The following is a 16877-nucleotide window of genomic DNA, read 5'->3' on the forward strand; positions in this document are numbered from 1 at the left end:
CTCCGAGATCGGAGTTGTCGCCCCACACACCACCCTTTCCAAAACACGCTCCTTCGGCACATCCATGTGACGCTTGGACTCCGCCATCCATGGCTCCGTACAGTTTTGGAAAGGGTGGTGTGCAGGGCTCCCTGGATCTTGTGATGGTGAGTCTACTGGTGTATTACTATCCGATAAAATGATCTTTAATCACTTATCATTAGAAATTTAGATAATGAAGCTTCCACCTCTCAAAGCCCTACCTGTATTCGAAGCCGTTGCCCGGCTGAACAGTTTTTCGCTGGCGGCGGAGGAGCTGGCGGTCAGTCAGAGTGCGGTCAGTCATCAGATCAAGCAGTTGGAAACCTATCTCGGCGAGAAGCTGTTCTGGCGAAGTGGCCGGACGCTGGCGCTGACAGACGAAGGCCGGCAGTATCTGGATGGCGTGGGGTCGGCGTTGTTGCAGATTGAACGGGTGAGTGAGCAGTTGCTGGGCCATGAGGAGTCGCGGTTGCGGCTGTCGGTGTTCAGTTCATTTGCGGTGCGCTGGCTGGTGCCGCGGTTGCCGGATTTGCAGCGTGAGTATCCGCAACTGGACCTGTCTCTGGAGATGAGCAGTGAGAACCCGGTGCTGTCCGACCGGGTGGCGGACTGTTTTATCACCATCAAGCCGTCGTCTGCGGCATTCAGTTATGAGTTGCTGTATACCGAGCGGCTGTTTCCGGTGTGCAGCCAGGATTACTGGCAGCGCATCCGTCGGGAACTGGGGCGGGATTCAGAGGTTGAGGGAAGGGATGAGCCAGAGTTGTCGTCGGAGGAGGTGAGTCGTTTCCCACTGTTGTCCACTCACAGCATTTTCGACAAGGCCGCCGGTGACTGGGAGGCCTGGTATCGGGCGGTGGATCAGAAAATTCCTGGTACGGCGCGGATACAGCACTTTAGCCACATGTTGCTGGCTCTGGAGGCGGCCCGTTTTCATCAGGGCATCGCGTTGACCAACGATTACATGCTGAGCACACGGCAGGACTCCGGCGATTTTGTCCGTTTGCCCTGTCACTCGGTGATGACGGGTGACAAGTTCTATTTCGCCTGGAAAACCAGCCGTCGGCGCGAGCGTGGGTTGCAGGTGTTGCGTCGCTGGCTGGTGGATGAGGCCATCCGTGGCGGCTTGCGGGGCGAGTAACGAGCTCCGGCGGCCTATTTATCCGCTTTTTTCTTCAGCAGCCGATGCTGTATTTCACCGACGATACCGCGGCGGAATACCATCACGCAGACGACGAACACGGTCCCCAGGATCACTTGCACCCAGGAGCCGAATGCCGACAGCTCGTGGCTCAGCGCGCCGACGGTAATCGCGCCCAGTACCGGCCCGAAAATGGTGCCAAGGCCTCCCACCAGTGTCATCAGGATGACTTCCCCGGAGGTCTGCCAGTGAGCATTGGTCAGTGCCGCAAACTGGAATATCACCGCTTTTGTGGCACCGGCCGTTCCGGCGAGTGTGGCGGAAATGATAAACGCCAGTAGCTTGAAATGGTCGACGTCGTAACCGAGCGAGAGTGCTCTGGATTCGTTTTCCCGGATGGCCTGGAGGACCTCGCCAAAGGGGGAGTTGATGGTTCGGTGGATGATGGCGAAACCAATCATGAACACCGCAAACACAAAGTAGTACATGGCGATTTCGTTGTTGAGGCTGATGAAGCCGAAAAGCTCACCACGGGGAATGCCCTGCAGGCCGTTTTCGCCGCCGGTGAACGGCATCTGCAGCGCCAGGAAGTATATGATCTGCGCCAGTGCCAGAGTCACCATGGCAAAGTAGATGCCCTGCCGGCGGATGGCGAGGAAGCCGAATATCGTGCCGAGGATCAACGCAAACCCGGTGCCGGCAAGAATGCCGAAAATCGGTCCGAATCCCCATTCTTTGGTAACGTAACCGGTAATGTACGCCGCTCCGCCAAAGAAGGCGGCGTGGCCAAAGGACAGCAGGCCGGCGTAGCCGAGCAGCAGGTTAAAGGCGCAGGCGAAGAGCGCAAAGCACAGCAGGTCCATCACGAAGACCGGATAGGCATAGAAGGGAGCGCCAAGGCCGGCGACCAGCATGATGATAAACAGAACGCGGTTGATCATGGCCTTACTTCTCCTTACCGAATAAGCCCGCAGGACGGAACAACAGCACCAGCACCATCAGGAAGAAGATCACGGTGCTGGCTGCGGGCGGGTAAAACACTTTGGTAAGGCCTTCAATCAGGCCCAGCGCAAGCCCGGATAGAATGGCGCCCATAATTGAGCCCATGCCACCGATCACCACCACGGCAAACACGACGATGATCAGGTCTGCGCCCATTAGCGGGCTGACCGAGTAGATCGGGGCCGCGAGTACGCCCGCCAGGCCGGCAAGACCGGCTCCGAAGGCAAAGGTGAGGGTGATCATCAGTGGCACATTCAGGCCAAACGCCTGGGTCAGGTCCGGATTCTCGACACCGGCGCGCAGTCGTGAACCCAGTTTGGTGTGTTCGATGACATACCAGGTGGCAAAACAGACCACCAGGGAGAAAATGATGGCAAACAGCCGGTAGGTCGGGAAGTACATGAAGCCGAGGTTGACCACGCCGCTGAGGCTCTCCGGTTGCCCGGGATAGGGGGTGCCGGAGACGTTGAAGTAGTTGGCAAACAGTCCCTGCAGGATCAGCGTGATACCGAACGTCAGCAGCAGGCCATAGATATGGTCGAGGTCATAAAGACGCTTGAGCATGAAGCGTTCAATGGTCACACCCAGAATGCCGACGATCAGGGGCGCCACCAGCAGCGACGCCCAGAATCCGATCTGGAGGCTGATTCCGAACCACTGCTCCAGCAGAGAGTAGCCAATGAGTGCGATGAAGGCACCCAGCATGTACATGGCACCGTGGGCAAAGTTGATGATATTCAGCAGCCCGAATATCACCGCGAGCCCGAGACTCAACATGGCGTAAAACACACCCACATTCAGCCCAAGCAGCGCCTGGGCCAGTATGACCTGCATCGACACGTTGGCTATCTCCCCTGAAGCAGTGGTTAATCGGTGTGGTTAGTTAACCAGCGGACACTTGGAGTCTTCCAGCGAGATGTAGGCTTGGTCAGCCGGGATCTTCGAGACCACCCGCAGCAGGTCCCATTCCTCGCTGGCTTCGTCCGGTTTCTTCACTTCCACCAGGTACATGTCGTGGAGCATGGAGCCGTTGGGCAGAATCTTGCCCCCTTTCACGAACATGTCGTTGAGGGTCATCTCGCCCAGCTTCGCCCGCACGGTGTCGCTGTCATCAGAGCCGGTAGCCTTGACCGCTTCGAGGTAGTTGGTGACGGCCGAGTAAACGCCGGCATGAACCATGGTGGGCATGGCGTTGTGGCGCTCATAGAAACGACGGGACCAGGCTTCGGTCTCGTCGTTCTGGTTCCATACGAAGGCCGTGGTGAACTGCAGGCCCTGGGCGATATCCAGCCCCATGCTGTGGACGTCGGTGATGAACACCAGCATGCCGGCCAGTTTCTGTCCGCCCTGCACGATGCGGAACTGGTTGGCCTGTTTGATGGCGTTCACCGTGTCCTGGCCGGCATTGGCCAGGCCAATGACGTCGGCCCCGGAAGATTGGGCCTGTAGCAGGTAGGAAGAGAAGTCGTTGGTGGACAGTGGCGCATTGACGTTGCCAACTACCTCGCCACCGAGACTTTCCACCACGGCGCCGGTGTTATCCCTCAGAGAGTGCCCGAAGGCGTAATCAGCGGTAATGAAGAACCAGCTTTCACCGCCGTTCTTGACCATTGCCGTTGCGGTACCAACAGGTAACGCGTGGGTGTCGTAGACGTAGTGAATGCCGTAAGGCGTGCACTGTTCTTCTGTCAGTGCGGTGGTGCCTGCGCCGGTGTTCATGGTGATGATTTTCTTGTCGTTGGCCAGCCCCTGAACGGATAAGGCAACGGAGGAGTTGTCGAGCGCGGTGATCATGTCGACCTCGTCCGCATCGATCCATTCCCGGGCTGTGCTGGCGCCGATATCGGGCTTGTTCTGGTGATCCGCTGAAATGATCTCAATGGGCTTGCCCATCACCGAGCCGCCAAAATCCTCGACCGCCATTTTGGCGGCGGTGACCGCGCCTGGGCCTTCAAGGGCTTTGTAAACGCCGGACATGTCACTGAGGACACCGATTTTTACCTTGCCGTCGGTCAGTTCGGCCGCTGCCGTCAGCGGCATTGCCAGAGTGGCCGCTGCCACGGCGCCTGCCAGTCCTGATTTCCAGTGCTTGAACATGGTGAGATTCCTTTTGTTATTAGATTCGGGTTCAGACACTCAGGTGCCTGTTCAACTGCTCTTTCTTGGCCTCGAGATCGGCCGCTTCTATCTGCTCAACCACTCGTCCGTGCTCAATCACATAATGTCGGTCGGCCAGCGGAGCGGCAAAGCGGAAGTTCTGCTCAACCAGAATGATGGTGAATCCCCGGTCACGCAGTTTGCGGATGACATCATCCAGGGATTTGAGGATAACCGGCGCAAGCCCTTCGGTGATCTCGTCCAGCAACAGGAGGTTGGCGCCAGTGCGAAGAATGCGGGCAATGGCCAGCATCTGTTGCTCGCCCCCGGAGAGCTTGGAGCCCTGGCTTTTGCGGCGCTCTTCAAGGTTCGGGAACATTTTGTAGATCTCGTCCACGGACATCCCGCCATCGGCCACCACCGGGGGAAGCTCCAGGTTCTCGTCCACGTTAAGAGACGCAAAGATCCCCCGTTCCTCAGGGCAATAACCCAGCTTGCCAACGTGCGCAATGCGATGGGTGGGCATGTTGATGATTTCGGTGCCGTGGATCTTGATGGAGCCGGTGCGTTTACTGACCAGCCCCAGAATCGACTTGAGTGTGGTCGTGCGCCCGGACCCGTTGCGGCCAAGCAGGGTGATCACCTCGCCTTCCCGCAGAGTCAGATCGAGGCCATGGAGAATGTGGGATTCGCCGTACCAGGCGTGAAGATTCTCGATTTTGAGCATTTCCGGGCGTTGATCAGGCTGCATCGGTGGTTCCCATGTAGGCTTCCATGACGGCGGGGTTGGTTGATACCGTGTCGTAGTTGCCTTCGGCCAATACCTCACCGCGGTTCAGAACGGTAATGGTGTCGGCCAGCGTGGAAACCACATTGAGGTTGTGCTCAACCATCACGATGGTTCTGCCATCCACCACCTTGCGAATCAGCTCGGTAACCGTGCCTACGTCTTCCGAGCTCATGCCCTGGGTTGGTTCATCAAGCAACATGAGCCGGGGTTTTAGGGCAATGGTGGTGGCGATTTCCAGTGCCCGCTTTTGGCCGTAGGCGAGTTCCACCGCCTTGGTGTCGGCAAACGGACCGAGTCCGACCTGTTCCAGGGTGGCCTGCGCCTCTTCATTCAGTTGATCAAGAATCCGTACCGGCCGCCAGAAGTGATAGGAAATGCCCAACTTGCGTTGCAGGGCGACCCGCACGTTTTCGCGGGCAGACAGGTGGGGAAATACCGCCGAAATCTGAAAAGAGCGAATCAATCCCTGCTGGGCGATGCCGGCGGGGCGCGCGTTGGTAATGTCTTTGCCAGCGTAGATGATCTGCCCGGCACTGGGCTTGAGAAATTTGGTCAGCAGGTTGAAGAACGTCGTTTTCCCGGCCCCGTTCGGGCCTATCAAGGCATGTATGGAGCCTGTCTTGACGTTGATGCTGACATCACTGATGGCGGTAAAGCCTTTGAAATCCTTGGTCAGGTTCCTGGTTTCAAGGATGGTTGAGGATGGTTGTGTCTGCTCGCCTACAGCCTGTTCTTCCACGGAAAGACACCCCTTTCAATTCACGTGAGCGGCGCTGATGCCGCGTGTTTTTATTCATTGTTATGACAGCGGGTTCTCTGAAAGGTCGCAAATACAGCTATTTGAACCGACATTCAGTAATAGTTGGCGAATGTGGATTCTGTCAAGAATGGGAGAGGGGAATAGTCGGGGGCGACACGCCCGGCTAAGGGCGTGTCTTTAGCGGTTATTCTTCTTCGCGGGGTGGGCGTTCGACCACCTTACGTTTGCCCTTGGCACAACGGGACAGGGCTTTCAGCCCGTCGGCTTCGAAGGCATCCACACGGATGACGTCGTAGAGTGCTTCCAGTGCCTCCAGGAGTTTGTCGCACTCGTCTTTCTGAACAACGCCCTGTTCACAGGCCCAGTCCACCAGTTCTTTACGCTGGTGCCCCATCAGCAGGTCGATACCGCCCAGCTCGTCTTCATCACGATTGCGCAGGGCCTCATGGAGGCGATCGCGCATGTCCTTGGTTTCATTGGCCAGCCGGTACGCGTTCAGTACACGACCCAAAGGATCGTCCGGATCGGTATTGATATAGCTGCCGCGGCTGATGCGCTGGCGCAGCGGCGTATCGTTCACAATGCTGGCGGCCACCTCTGTGCCCAGAGCGTCGTCCGGGCCGTTGAGGCCGGTGGCACCCAGAGGGAATACCAGCACTCGCAGCGGCCAGCGCAACAGCGGCACAGGGAAGTTGATGATCAGCTCGCGCATGGATGTCTTGAGGTCGCGCAGGCTGGTCTGAAGGCACCATTCCACCAATGGACGCTGGTCCTCCGGATAGCCCTCCTCGTGCCATTGCTTGATCACCGCCGTAGCGTAGTACAGATGTACAAGGCAGTCCGCCATTCGGCCGGACAGGCGCTGACGTGCCTTAAGGCCGCCACCAACCGTGAGCAGAGTGACGTCAGTCATCAGGGCGAACGCGGCTGAGAACCGGGCAAGCTGGCGATAGCTGGACTGGATTTTGCCCTGGCGGGGCACGGTTTCCAGCAGGCCGCCGCTCAGTGCCAGTACTAACGAGCGTAACGCGTTGCGGGTGGTGTGGGCGATATGGCGGTAGAAAATGCCGTCGAACTTCTCGACCGCCGCCTTTTTATCATCCATCCCGGCGGCTTCAATTTCTTCAACAATAAACGGATGGCAGCGGATGGCGCCCTGGCCGAACACCATCAGGCTGCGTGTCAGGATGTTGGCACCTTCCACCGTGATGCCGATGGGCACCGCCTGGTACGCCCTGGCCAGGAAGTTGCGGGGGCCGGTAATAACACCGCGGCCGGCAACCACGTCCATGGCATGGTTGATCACCGTGCGCATCAGGTCGGTATTGCGGTACTTGAGCACCGCTGACGGCACGGAGGGGCGCACGCCCCGGTCCAGCATGCCGGATGTCAGTAATCGGGCGGCATCCATCATGTAGGTGTAGCCGGCGATGGGCTCCAGCGCCTCCTGGACCCCTTCAAACTGGCTGATGGACCGGCCGAACTGCTCCCGAACCAGCGAATAGGAACCGGTCGCCATGCTGGCCACTTTGCCTGCGCCGGTACCCAATGCCGGGAGGGAGATGGAACGGCCAATGGAAAGACACTCCAGCAGCATCTTCCAGCCTTTGCCGAGCATGTCCTGGCCGCCAATCACCTGATCCATGGGAATAAAGACGTCATTGCCCCAGGTCGGGCCATTCATGAACACGGTATTCATCGGCAGGTGGCGGGCGCCGGAGTGAACCCCTTCCAGGTCCTGGGGAACCATCACGCAGGTAACGCCGATGTCGTCGGAGTCGCCCAGCAGCTTGTCCGGATCGTACACCTTGATGGCCAGGCCGATTAGCGTCGCCACCGGTGCCAGGGTGATGTAGCGTTTGTTCCAGGTAACTTTCAGTCCCAGCACTTCCTTGCCATTCCACTGGCCCTTGCAGACGATGCCTTTGTCCGGGATGGCACCGGCGTCGGAACCGGCCACCGGGGAGGTGAGTGCGAAACAGGGGATTTCCTCACCGCCGGCCAGTCGTGGCAGATAATGCTCTTTCTGGGCATCCGTGCCGTACTCCATCAGCAGCTCGCCCGGGCCAAGCGAATTCGGCACCATCACGGTGACGGCGGCGGATACGCTGCGGGTGGAAATCTTCATCACGATTTCAGAGTGAGCGGTGTGAGAAAAGCCCTTGCCGCCCTGCTCCTTGGGAATCATCAACCCGAAGAAGCCATTCTCGCGAATGAACTTCCAGACCTTGTTGGGCAGGTCGTACTCTTCGTGGGTGATTTTCCAGTCATCCAGCATGCCGCAAAGCTTTTCGACCGGTCCGTCGAGGAACGCCTGTTCTTCGCTGGAGAGGTGAGCCGGTTTGGCATCGAGCAGCTTCGACCACTTCGGTTGCCCGGAGAAAAGCTCGCCGTCCCAGTCTACGGTGCCTGAGCGCAGGGCCTCGGCCTCGGTATCCGAGAGTTTTGGAAGCCGGCCACGCACCCAGTTCAACAGCGGAGCGCTGAGCTTCTCCCGCCGCAGGTCACCTGGCAACACCAGTACCAGGCTGAGGGCAAGCAGCCCGCCACCAAACAGTATACTGAGGATATGCCAGCCATCCTGAAACAGCCCGACGACCGTCGCAATCACAAGCACGGCGGCGGCAGTGGTACCGCCTATGCCAAGGTAGATCAGTACCAGCGCACCGATCAGAAGAAGCAGAACACTCATGGGCGGACCTCCATATCGAAATGAAATTCAACCTGAATCGTTCTTACCTTCGGCCAAAGCCAGAGAGGTTGCAAGCGCTTGCGTTGGTGATCGTGATACGCCGAACCCGATTCCGGCATTATTCGTTATCTGAAAACGTTCATACGTAGCCCGCGGTAAAGACCAGGCCCAGCACAATCGGCATCACTACAAGGCTTCCGAGGTTACTCATAAGCACCAGCGACGCCACTTTATGAGGTTCCTGTTGATACTGCTCCGCCAGCATGTAGTTCAATACAGCAGAGGGCATGGCGGCGAAGACCCACAAAGCAGCTACCTGCAGGCCCGGTAGATCCAGAATCGCTATCATTGGCCAGGCAAGAATCAACCCGGAGGCGGGCGCGGAAATGGCGCCCAGAACACCGAGTTTCCAGTCGCTGAAATCCACGTCCAGCATGCGAACACCGAGAGTAAAGAGCATGAGCGGGATACACACACCGCCCAGCATATTCAGGGTTTCCAGCAGCCACTGCGGCATGGGCACGCCACCGAAGTTGACGGTAAGGCCGGCGATACTTGCAGCAATAACCGGTATACGGAGCCGTCTGATGATCGACGTGTGCGGGTCCAGCATGTAGATGCCCACGGTAAAGTGCAGCAGCATTTCCACCACGAATAGAACAACGGCCGCTGGCAGGGCCGCATCGCCAAAGGCGAATACCAGAATTGGAATACCCATGTTGCCGGAGTTGTTGAACATCATTGGCGGCAGAAAGGTTTTAAGGTTCAGGTTCAGAACCCTGGCCAGCGGATAGAGGACGATGCCGGAACCCAGAACGACCACCGTTGCCGCCAGGGCCAGGCTGGTGTATTCCTGTAGAGGCGCTTTTTGGTCGGCCAGAACCGCAAACACCAGCATGGGTACGAACAGCTCCATATTCAGGGTGTTCAAGCCTTTGATGTCTGGTGTGCGATATCGGCCGTAAAGGGCTCCACAACCGGCGATCAGGAACACCGGCAACATCGTGGACAGGATCTGGGTTAGCATTCAGAGGCTCCGAGAATCGATCAGGGTTAGCAAATAACTCGTTAGGTTCGCAATTATACTGCGTTCCGGGCAAGTAAAACCTGTGCCCTTGCGACCAAAGATGAATCCCCCAGAAGCCTGCAGAATGTGGCCTGGCTTGCACGGATTGCAACGACTGCCACAGAATATCCTTGCCCAACCCACCATCCTAGCGGAGAGCCACGCGTGCCCAAGACCTTTGACCAGCCTGTCCAGCGGGAAAACACTTGTTCCGTGAAGTTTGACGCCCGCAACGCGGTATTCGGCAGAGATGACGTTATTCCCCTGTGGGTGGCGGATATGGACTTTCCTGCGCCGGAAGCGGTGACCAAAGCGCTTGAAGAACGGGCAAGGCATCCGGTCTACGGCTATACACTGTTTCCAGAGAGCCTGTACCAGTCGGTTATCGACTGGTTTGAACATCGGCATGGCTGGGCCATTGAGCGGGACTGGCTAATGATGGCTCCGGGTGTAGTGCCTTCGCTGCACGCAGCGGCACTGGCGTTTGCCGGCGACGGCGAAGGGGTGATTATACAGCCGCCGGTTTACCCGCCTTTCTTCAGCGCCATTCGGAAAACCGGTCGTGCGGTGATTGAAAACCCGCTGGAACAGGTGGATGGCCGTTATCAGATGAATCTCGATCACTTGGAAGCCTGTGCAGCAAGGGACGACGCCAGGGTGTTGCTACTGTGCTCACCCCACAACCCGGTGGGGAGGGTGTGGAGCGAAAGTGAGCTCAGGGCGATATTGGCCATCGCCAGGCGCCACAACCTGGTGGTGCTGTCGGATGAGATTCATTGTGACCTCACCTACCCGGACAAACCTTCCCATCATGTGCTGGCGAAGCTGGCCGATGAAGAACATGCCCTGATCACAACCGTAGCGCCCAGCAAATCCTTCAATATGCCCGGTCTGGGTCTGTCGGCGCTGGTGGTGAGGAATGCGGAGCATCGCAAGTTATTGAAAGACGTCTTTGACGCCATGCACATGAACCAGTGCAATCCGTTCAGTATCGCCGGCTTCGAGGCAGGGTATCGCCATGGTGGCCCGTGGCTGGAAGAACTCATGATCTACCTGCAAGGCAATCGTGACAGGGTGATGGATTATATCCGCCAACATCTGCCGGCTATTCGGGTAACAGAGCCGGAGGGCACTTATTTATTGTGGCTGGACTGCCGGGCATTGGGCATGAGAGACGCGGAACTGAAACGATTCTTTGTTCAGGAAGCGGGTATTGGCATGAACCCGGGCATCACCTTTGGTGAGCCCGGCAGCGGGTTCATGCGTATGAACATCGGTTGCCCGCGCCGGGTTCTGGAAACGGCCCTGGAGCAGATCCGGCAGGCGCTGAATCATTAACCGGATCAGTTGGCGGTTTCAGCGCCGTTCATGCAGGGATCGTCCACCGGCTTCCAGTGAGGCGGCTGGCTCATGCCCGGCATCTGGCCGTTGCTGGGGCGGATGGCGCGGTAGGTCTGCCCTTCATGCACGGCCATCTGGCCCACGGTATAGCTGCCACCAAAGCTCCATTGTTTGGAGTCTTCACAGGTCTGTCGGCGTTCGTTGGACGCTTTTACGGGCGATTGGCCAGAGTCGGTCGGTGACTGCGGCTGACGGTTCACCCTACCTTCCGATTTGCGCTCACCGACGTTGCTGTCTGCACGAGCGACGTTGCAATCCGGCACTGACGCGAGTCTTTTCCATTCGAAATCCGTACCCGGTGTTTTGCCTTCGTGGAGTTCGCGGGACTGGTACCAGTTACTCTGGTGAAACACCGTCTGTCCCGGTGGGTAATAGCGGCTCGGTATCCAGGTATTTTCCTCAGGATCACAAGGGGCGGCGAATGCTGGGGTGTTGAAAACCACCAATATCAGTACGCCGGCCCATTTGAAGAGCCTTGTCATGCCATTGACCATGAATGCTTGCCTTGTCGATATTTGTTGTGAGGTGCTCAACGGTATTTGCGGCGAAGTTCGGTCGTTCGAGTGGCCAGGAACAGTCCGGCCAGAATCAGGAGACCACCAATGACATGGAACAGGCCCAGGCGTTCCCCGAGGAAGATGCCCGCCATCACCGACGCAAATACCGGAGTGAGGTACATGAAGATGGCCGCTTTTGCAGGACCAATCCGGTGCACCCCATGATTCCAGAACGCGTAAGCCAGAATACCGGGGAAAATCGCAAAATACATCATGGGTAGGGCGGTTGATGTATTCAGTTCGAATCCACCCGAGAAAAACAGCAGGTCCACCAGGAAAAACGGCAAGATCACCATGGTACCGCAGGCGATCTGGACAGTCAGAAAGGTCAGTGGTGGCAACGGCACCGCCTGGCGGCGAAGCAGCACTGAGAACAGGCCCCAACTGGATACCGCCAATACCATGATCAGATCACCGGGTTGTGCCCGTAAACCGGTCAGTACCGAGAGGTCACCCCTTGCCACAACCGCCAGGATACCGAGTACCGCCAGCCCGATTCCGAGCGCCTGAATGGGACGTGTGCGGTCACCCAACAGTAACCAGGCGAGTAACGCCACCATGATAGGTATGGTCGCATTAATCAGCGCGATATTGGTGGCCGTAGTGGTCACTGCGGCGAAATAAAGCAGTGAGTTGAACGCCGCCACACTGAACGTGGCCAGGGCCAGGATCGACAGCGAATGTTCACGGATGACCCGGCGCTGGCGCCACACCCCCGGTAGTCCGAAGGGCAGGAGTATTGTCAGGGCGATCACCCAGCGCCAGAAGGACATGGAAAGTGGAGGAATCTCGCCAACTACACTTTTGGCCATCACGGCGTTGCCGGCCCAAAATAACGGGGTCAGGACCAGGCCGGTGTAGGCCAGCCATAGCGGTTTTGACGTTTCTGAAGGCACACCGGCTCCTGTCTGAATGATAACGACCAGAAGGTATCAAAGCTCGACAGGATACTACGCAAAAGCGTCGAAGTCGTCGGTTTCAGTGTCAGGATTTCTTACATTTCCGGTTTGCGGGGGAGTCGTTGATTGAACATAGATTCATGTTTTTTTGAGACAATTTCATTTGTGGTATGACAGATGCTGGATTCCGCGGGCAGTAAACTATATGAAACAGGGGAAACCCAGGGAGCAACTATGCGTCACCTCAAACTTACCATTGCACTACTGATTTCAATGTGTCTGCCGGCAATGGCAAGCGCGGCACTGATTTCCGCCAGCTACAATGTCAACCTGAATGATTCAGACCCCGGACTGGTTGTTGATTCTGCAGACTATGCAGACAACCCGTTTTCTTTTGATCTGAATGCCGGTGAAAGTACGACCTTTAATCTGTTCAAAATCTGGACGACTGAAGGCACGGTCAACAGCGATGACAAAGTCGCCAAACCAATTTCCGTCGATTTCAACTTCACAGCACCAGAACTGATGAGTGGCTCGGTCAACGGAAGCACCTCTGGAGATTCTGTACTCTTTGGCCTTTACCAGGAAGGTGTGCTGTCCTGGAACGGCTCGCTTGACTTGGTGTTTGGCGCACTGGGCGATGGTCTGCTTCGTGTATCTCTCTTCGACACTACGTTTAACGAAGGCTTCTTTGGGCTGGGCAGCTACGGCTCCAAGGTTAAGGCGAAGGTCGAACTGATCTCGGAAGCCAGCGAAGTACCAGAGCCAGGTACCCTGGCTATCCTGAGCCTTGGTCTTCTTGGCATGGGGCTGCGTGCCCGCCGCCGTTCAGCCTGAACGGTTGCGTTTAGTATCCTGACAGTTGAGCGATCAAAGGGGGCGGAGTTTGCTCCGCCCCCCTTTCTATTCCCCAGGCACTTCCGCTTCGGTACCAACGTGGTAGGCGGCAAAGCCGGCCATGACCACCTGATCCACCGCCATGCCAATAATCCGGCCATCGCTACTGGCGCGAATGGGATGTTGTGCGTTGGTGATGGGGTCGGAGACGTACCCCAGGATTTCACCCTCGCTCACCTTGGCCCCGAGCTTGGTTTCACTAAACAGAATGCCGCCATGCTCGGCCCGTATCCACTCGGAATCGTAGTAGACGGGTTCCGGGTCGCCCCAGACAAACATCCGCGAAATCATGCCTTCCTTGTCCATCAGGCTGGTGAGACTGTTCACCCCGGCCTTGATCTGGTGTTCCTGGATTCGCAGTGATTCGCCGGCCTCCATGGTGACAGACCGGATACCGGCTTCGACGGCGGCATGACGAAGCATACCGGTGGTGCCGGTACTGTGGACGACTGCCATACGATCAAATCCACGGGTGAGCTCCGCCACTTCCGGGTTATTCATGTCCGCTCTCAGTTGGGGCAGGTTGGTGCGCTTGAGAGACCCAGTGTGGATATCCACCAACATGTCGCAATGACGGATCACATTCTCGAACAGGGAATGGGCAATCCGGTCCGCCAGGCTGCCATCGGTGCTGCCTGGGAAGTGACGATTGAGGTCACGACGGTCGGGCAGGTAGCGGCTACCTTGCTGGAAACCCGGCAGATTGACGATGGGAATGCCAATCACCCGGCCGGAGAGCTTGTCTGGCTCCAGGTCGTACATGGTGCGGCGAATGATTTCGATGCCGTTGAGCTCATCACCATGAACGGCCCCGGTCAGGCATAGGTTAGGGCCGGGTTTGGAGCCATTGACCACCAGAACCGGTGTTGGTTGCGAAAGGCCGGCAATCTGGATAGCGGGCGACCAGGCCAGGCGCGTGGAGGTTCCGGGCAGAACCTCGGCACCCAGCATTTTCAGGCTGGTGGCCTTTTGGGGTTCCGTCACCTCAGCAGGCTCTTCCACGCCGCTTTCATCGGTTGCGGCGTCGGCTTCCTGGGCAGTAGGTTTGCTCTGGTCAGCCGTTTCTTTGGGCTCCGAAGGTTCTGACTCCGCGGGTTCGGCGGGCTTTGGAGGCGGCGCCACCTCCTTTAAATCAACATTGGGTGCCACTTCTTCCACGGCCGGTTCGGCGGTGGAATCCGGTGTTTTATCCTGTGAGGCTGACTTCTCATCGGATGTCTGCGCGGTGTCCATTTTACCGCTGTCATTTTTTGGTTCAGACGAACGCAAGGGTTCCGAATGCTCAACATCCTCAACGCTCTCGTCCTCGGCAAGCTCCGCGACGAGCATCTCCGTGTTGTCTGAGCCATCAGACTTGTTTGCGTAGACAGCAGGGATCGAGACCAGGCTGCCAGTCAGGGTGAAAATCAGGCCAGCGCGAAACAGATGTGTCAGCCAGCGATACAGCATAATTCCTCTCGGGTTTTCAGCCAGTGTGGGGCTTGTTGTCCGGTCTATGAAAGCGGTACAAGGATAGAGCCCCTGTTGTTTCATGAATACGGCTGTGACAAAGGTTTAATGCCACTTTCATGAACTCGTTGTGTATTTCCGCAAAATGACCTATTCAAAGAGGTTACAGGATGCGGATTGTCGTTCTGTACCCGTTATACGTCTGATGGAGAATTAACTGTATGGATCTTTTGCGAGTTCTGGTTGCGATTTTGTTACCGCCGTTGGGCGTCTTTTTACAAGTGGGGATTGGCAAACACTTCTGGATCAATATCCTGCTGACGATTCTTGGTTATATACCGGGCATCGTCCATGCGGTCTGGATCATTGCCAAGAAATAGACCGTCCTCTGAACAGAGGCATTGGAAACACCTCGGCGAGGCTCAGGTCTGTGACGTGGCGTGCCAGGTATCATCTTCCCGAGTAGCCCTGCCATCCGCTTCCAGTTTTAGCAGGTGAGCCAGGGCGGACCGGGCCGCAACACCATGGATGGCGGCCGGAACATCGTCGTAGGCCTTTGCGGTCAAGTCTTTCAGACTGGCCGGGGCGATATTTTTCAGCACCCTGACAACCTTGTGCTCACGCGCCAGACGATGCGTGATGAGGTAGTCGATCACGGATTCGGGGCGCGCCATCAGGAAACCGTGGGCAGGGGCTATGTAACGCACGGATTCCGCCAGCAGGTTGTACAACGACTCCAGGTAGGCTTTCATATCGCCGTCTGGTGGATTAATGACCACGGTGGAGCCCTGCATGATGTGGTCGCCGGAGAATAGCAGTTCCTGCTCCAGGAGCAGATAACAAAGATGGTTGGAGGCATGTCCGGGGGTATGCAGAGCTTTTAACGTGCCGGCTTCCGTAGTAATCAGGTCGCCATCGACCGGTTCCTCGTCCGGTGCAAACGTCTGATCCTGAGCAGGCCCAGCGGGCGCGGGCTGGCCGTAAACCCGGCACCCGGTTCTGGCTTTCAACGCCACCGTGGCAGGAGAGTGGTCCTGGTGGGTATGGGTTACCACAATCTGATCAATCGCCCCTCCCGTGATTTCCAGAATCCGCTCAATGTGCGTTGTGTCGGCCGGCCCTGGATCTAGCACCGTAAAGCGTTTGTGGCCGAGCACGTAGGTATTGGTGCCCGGGCCGGTCATCATCCCGGGGTTCGGCGCCGTCAGCCTCACCACACCTGCCGCCACCTCGACAGGCTCACCGGGAACGATGTCTGCGTGTGTTGTTCCTTCCCCTTCCGGGTCCAGTTTGACGGCCTCGTCATAGGCTGGCGCTCCCGGTTCCAACATTTTGACCTTGCCTTTCTTTACGGCGGGCCAGGGTTGGTTGGGATAGGGCTCTGGTGGGTTGGCGTGAACATAACGCATCAGCGCTTCGGTGGTATCGAAATCCGCCAGTATCCGCAGCGTTCCTATGGTTGGTAACCCTAGCAGGCGACGACCACTGCGGTGATCTTCCAAGGCTTCCGCCGGGCTGAGCCAGACATGGTCGATCGTCTCGACTCCGTCGTGGCTTGCCCGCTGCCCTTCCGGTGCCGCTGCAATGAAAAAGCGGGTATCGAAGCGCCGGGGTGGTCCTGGCGGCGTCACCCAGTGCCCGAGGTAGCCGAGACGGTCCAGGGGAATGGTGAGGTTGTAGCGATGGCAAAGCTCCGCCAGCGTCAACTCGCCTTTGAACAGCGCGTCGCGATCACCGTGAACCGGGTGATCCTGTGTCAGCTCAGCCCCGTTCTGGTCCAGCGCGAGAAGAACCCCCGCTTCCTCAAAACACTCCCGAACCGCAGCCAACATGAAATCCGCACCGCCCTCGTCCATGGTCATTGTTTGGCTGATTTCGGTATCAGCCCGCCCGATAACGTGGGCCCGCCCGCTATTTTCCTGATCGTCGACGGCACCTCCGGGAAACACAAAATAGCCCGGCATGAATACCGCGTCCCACGTTCGTTGAAGCAGCAGTATCTTCGGGCCTTCGTCGGTGTCTTTGGTCAGGACCAGTGTGGCAGCAGGGCGAATATCCATAGAGTGTCCGTATCTTGTTGTTCAGACTTTTGGTACTGGAAAGAG

General features: G+C 57.5%; 15 protein-coding genes. 4 read left to right on the forward strand and 11 right to left on the reverse strand.

From position 1 onward, the window contains the following. The first annotated feature begins 214 nt into the window (after positions 1 to 214). Positions 215 to 1162, forward strand: coding sequence for a LysR family transcriptional regulator (locus MDG893_RS17310; RefSeq protein ID WP_007155123.1), 948 nt, complete (start codon positions 215 to 217; stop codon positions 1160 to 1162). 14 nt (positions 1163 to 1176) lie between these two features. Here MDG893_RS17310 and MDG893_RS17315 read toward each other — a convergent pair whose 3' ends face one another. The 7 genes from MDG893_RS17315 to MDG893_RS17345 all read right to left on the reverse strand — a co-directional run bounded on the left by MDG893_RS17315 (position 1177) and on the right by MDG893_RS17345 (position 9530). After that, complete coding sequence (locus tag MDG893_RS17315) at positions 1177 to 2103, reverse strand: branched-chain amino acid ABC transporter permease (protein WP_007155124.1); 927 nt, start codon at positions 2101 to 2103, stop codon at positions 1177 to 1179. A 4-nt stretch (positions 2104 to 2107) separates the two neighbouring features. Further along, positions 2108 to 2998 carry a branched-chain amino acid ABC transporter permease gene (locus MDG893_RS17320; RefSeq protein ID WP_007155125.1) on the reverse strand — a complete coding sequence of 297 codons (891 nt, stop codon included), beginning with the start codon at positions 2996 to 2998 and terminating at the stop codon, positions 2108 to 2110. A gap of 45 nt (positions 2999 to 3043) precedes the next feature. Continuing rightward, positions 3044 to 4261 (reverse strand): ABC transporter substrate-binding protein, encoded by a 1218-nt coding sequence (locus MDG893_RS17325; protein ID WP_007155126.1) that lies wholly within the window; start codon positions 4259 to 4261, stop codon positions 3044 to 3046. A 31-nt stretch (positions 4262 to 4292) separates the two neighbouring features. Further along, on the reverse strand, positions 4293 to 5012 hold the full coding sequence (locus MDG893_RS17330; protein ID WP_007155127.1) for an ABC transporter ATP-binding protein: 720 nt from the start codon (positions 5010 to 5012) through the stop codon (positions 4293 to 4295). Then, entirely contained in the window at positions 5002 to 5790 is a 789-nt protein-coding gene (locus MDG893_RS17335) for an ABC transporter ATP-binding protein (protein WP_007155128.1), read from the reverse strand. The genes MDG893_RS17330 and MDG893_RS17335 overlap by 11 nt, the downstream gene beginning before the upstream one ends. Before the next feature lie 205 nt (positions 5791 to 5995). Further along, on the reverse strand, positions 5996 to 8503 hold the full coding sequence (locus MDG893_RS17340) for an acyl-CoA dehydrogenase (protein WP_007155129.1): 2508 nt from the start codon (positions 8501 to 8503) through the stop codon (positions 5996 to 5998). Positions 8504 to 8642: 139 nt separating this feature from the next. After that, positions 8643 to 9530, reverse strand: a complete 888-nt coding sequence (locus MDG893_RS17345; protein ID WP_007155130.1) for an AEC family transporter — start codon at positions 9528 to 9530, stop codon at positions 8643 to 8645. A 204-nt stretch (positions 9531 to 9734) separates the two neighbouring features. On the opposite strand from MDG893_RS17345, the gene MDG893_RS17350 reads away from it, so the two are divergent. Continuing rightward, positions 9735 to 10907, forward strand: a complete 1173-nt coding sequence (locus MDG893_RS17350) for a MalY/PatB family protein (RefSeq protein ID WP_007155131.1) — start codon at positions 9735 to 9737, stop codon at positions 10905 to 10907. A gap of 5 nt (positions 10908 to 10912) precedes the next feature. On the opposite strand, the gene MDG893_RS17355 is transcribed toward MDG893_RS17350, so the two are convergent. After that, the gene (locus tag MDG893_RS17355) at positions 10913 to 11452 is read right to left on the reverse strand and encodes a hypothetical protein (protein ID WP_040474737.1); all 540 of its coding nucleotides are present in this window, start codon (positions 11450 to 11452) and stop codon (positions 10913 to 10915) included. A 47-nt stretch (positions 11453 to 11499) separates the two neighbouring features. Continuing rightward, positions 11500 to 12423 carry a DMT family transporter gene (locus tag MDG893_RS17360; protein WP_007155133.1) on the reverse strand — a complete coding sequence of 308 codons (924 nt, stop codon included), beginning with the start codon at positions 12421 to 12423 and terminating at the stop codon, positions 11500 to 11502. 237 nt (positions 12424 to 12660) lie between these two features. Between MDG893_RS17360 and MDG893_RS17365 the strand changes: the two genes are divergently transcribed. Next, positions 12661 to 13263, forward strand: a complete 603-nt coding sequence (locus MDG893_RS17365) for a PEP-CTERM sorting domain-containing protein (RefSeq protein WP_007155134.1) — start codon at positions 12661 to 12663, stop codon at positions 13261 to 13263. A gap of 66 nt (positions 13264 to 13329) precedes the next feature. Here MDG893_RS17365 and MDG893_RS17370 read toward each other — a convergent pair whose 3' ends face one another. Then, positions 13330 to 14772, reverse strand: a complete 1443-nt coding sequence (locus tag MDG893_RS17370; RefSeq protein ID WP_007155135.1) for a succinylglutamate desuccinylase/aspartoacylase domain-containing protein — start codon at positions 14770 to 14772, stop codon at positions 13330 to 13332. A gap of 221 nt (positions 14773 to 14993) precedes the next feature. Between MDG893_RS17370 and MDG893_RS20785 the strand changes: the two genes are divergently transcribed. Continuing rightward, positions 14994 to 15152, forward strand: coding sequence for a YqaE/Pmp3 family membrane protein (locus MDG893_RS20785; RefSeq protein ID WP_007155136.1), 159 nt, complete (start codon positions 14994 to 14996; stop codon positions 15150 to 15152). A 42-nt stretch (positions 15153 to 15194) separates the two neighbouring features. Here MDG893_RS20785 and MDG893_RS17380 read toward each other — a convergent pair whose 3' ends face one another. Beyond that, a complete protein-coding gene (locus MDG893_RS17380) occupies positions 15195 to 16832 on the reverse strand; it encodes an MBL fold metallo-hydrolase (protein WP_007155137.1) in 1638 nt (545 codons plus the stop codon). Between the last annotated feature and the right edge of the window lie 45 nt (positions 16833 to 16877).

It is taken from the genome of Marinobacter algicola DG893 (assembly GCF_000170835.1).
GTDB classification, from domain to species: Bacteria; Pseudomonadota; Gammaproteobacteria; order Pseudomonadales; family Oleiphilaceae; genus Marinobacter; species Marinobacter algicola.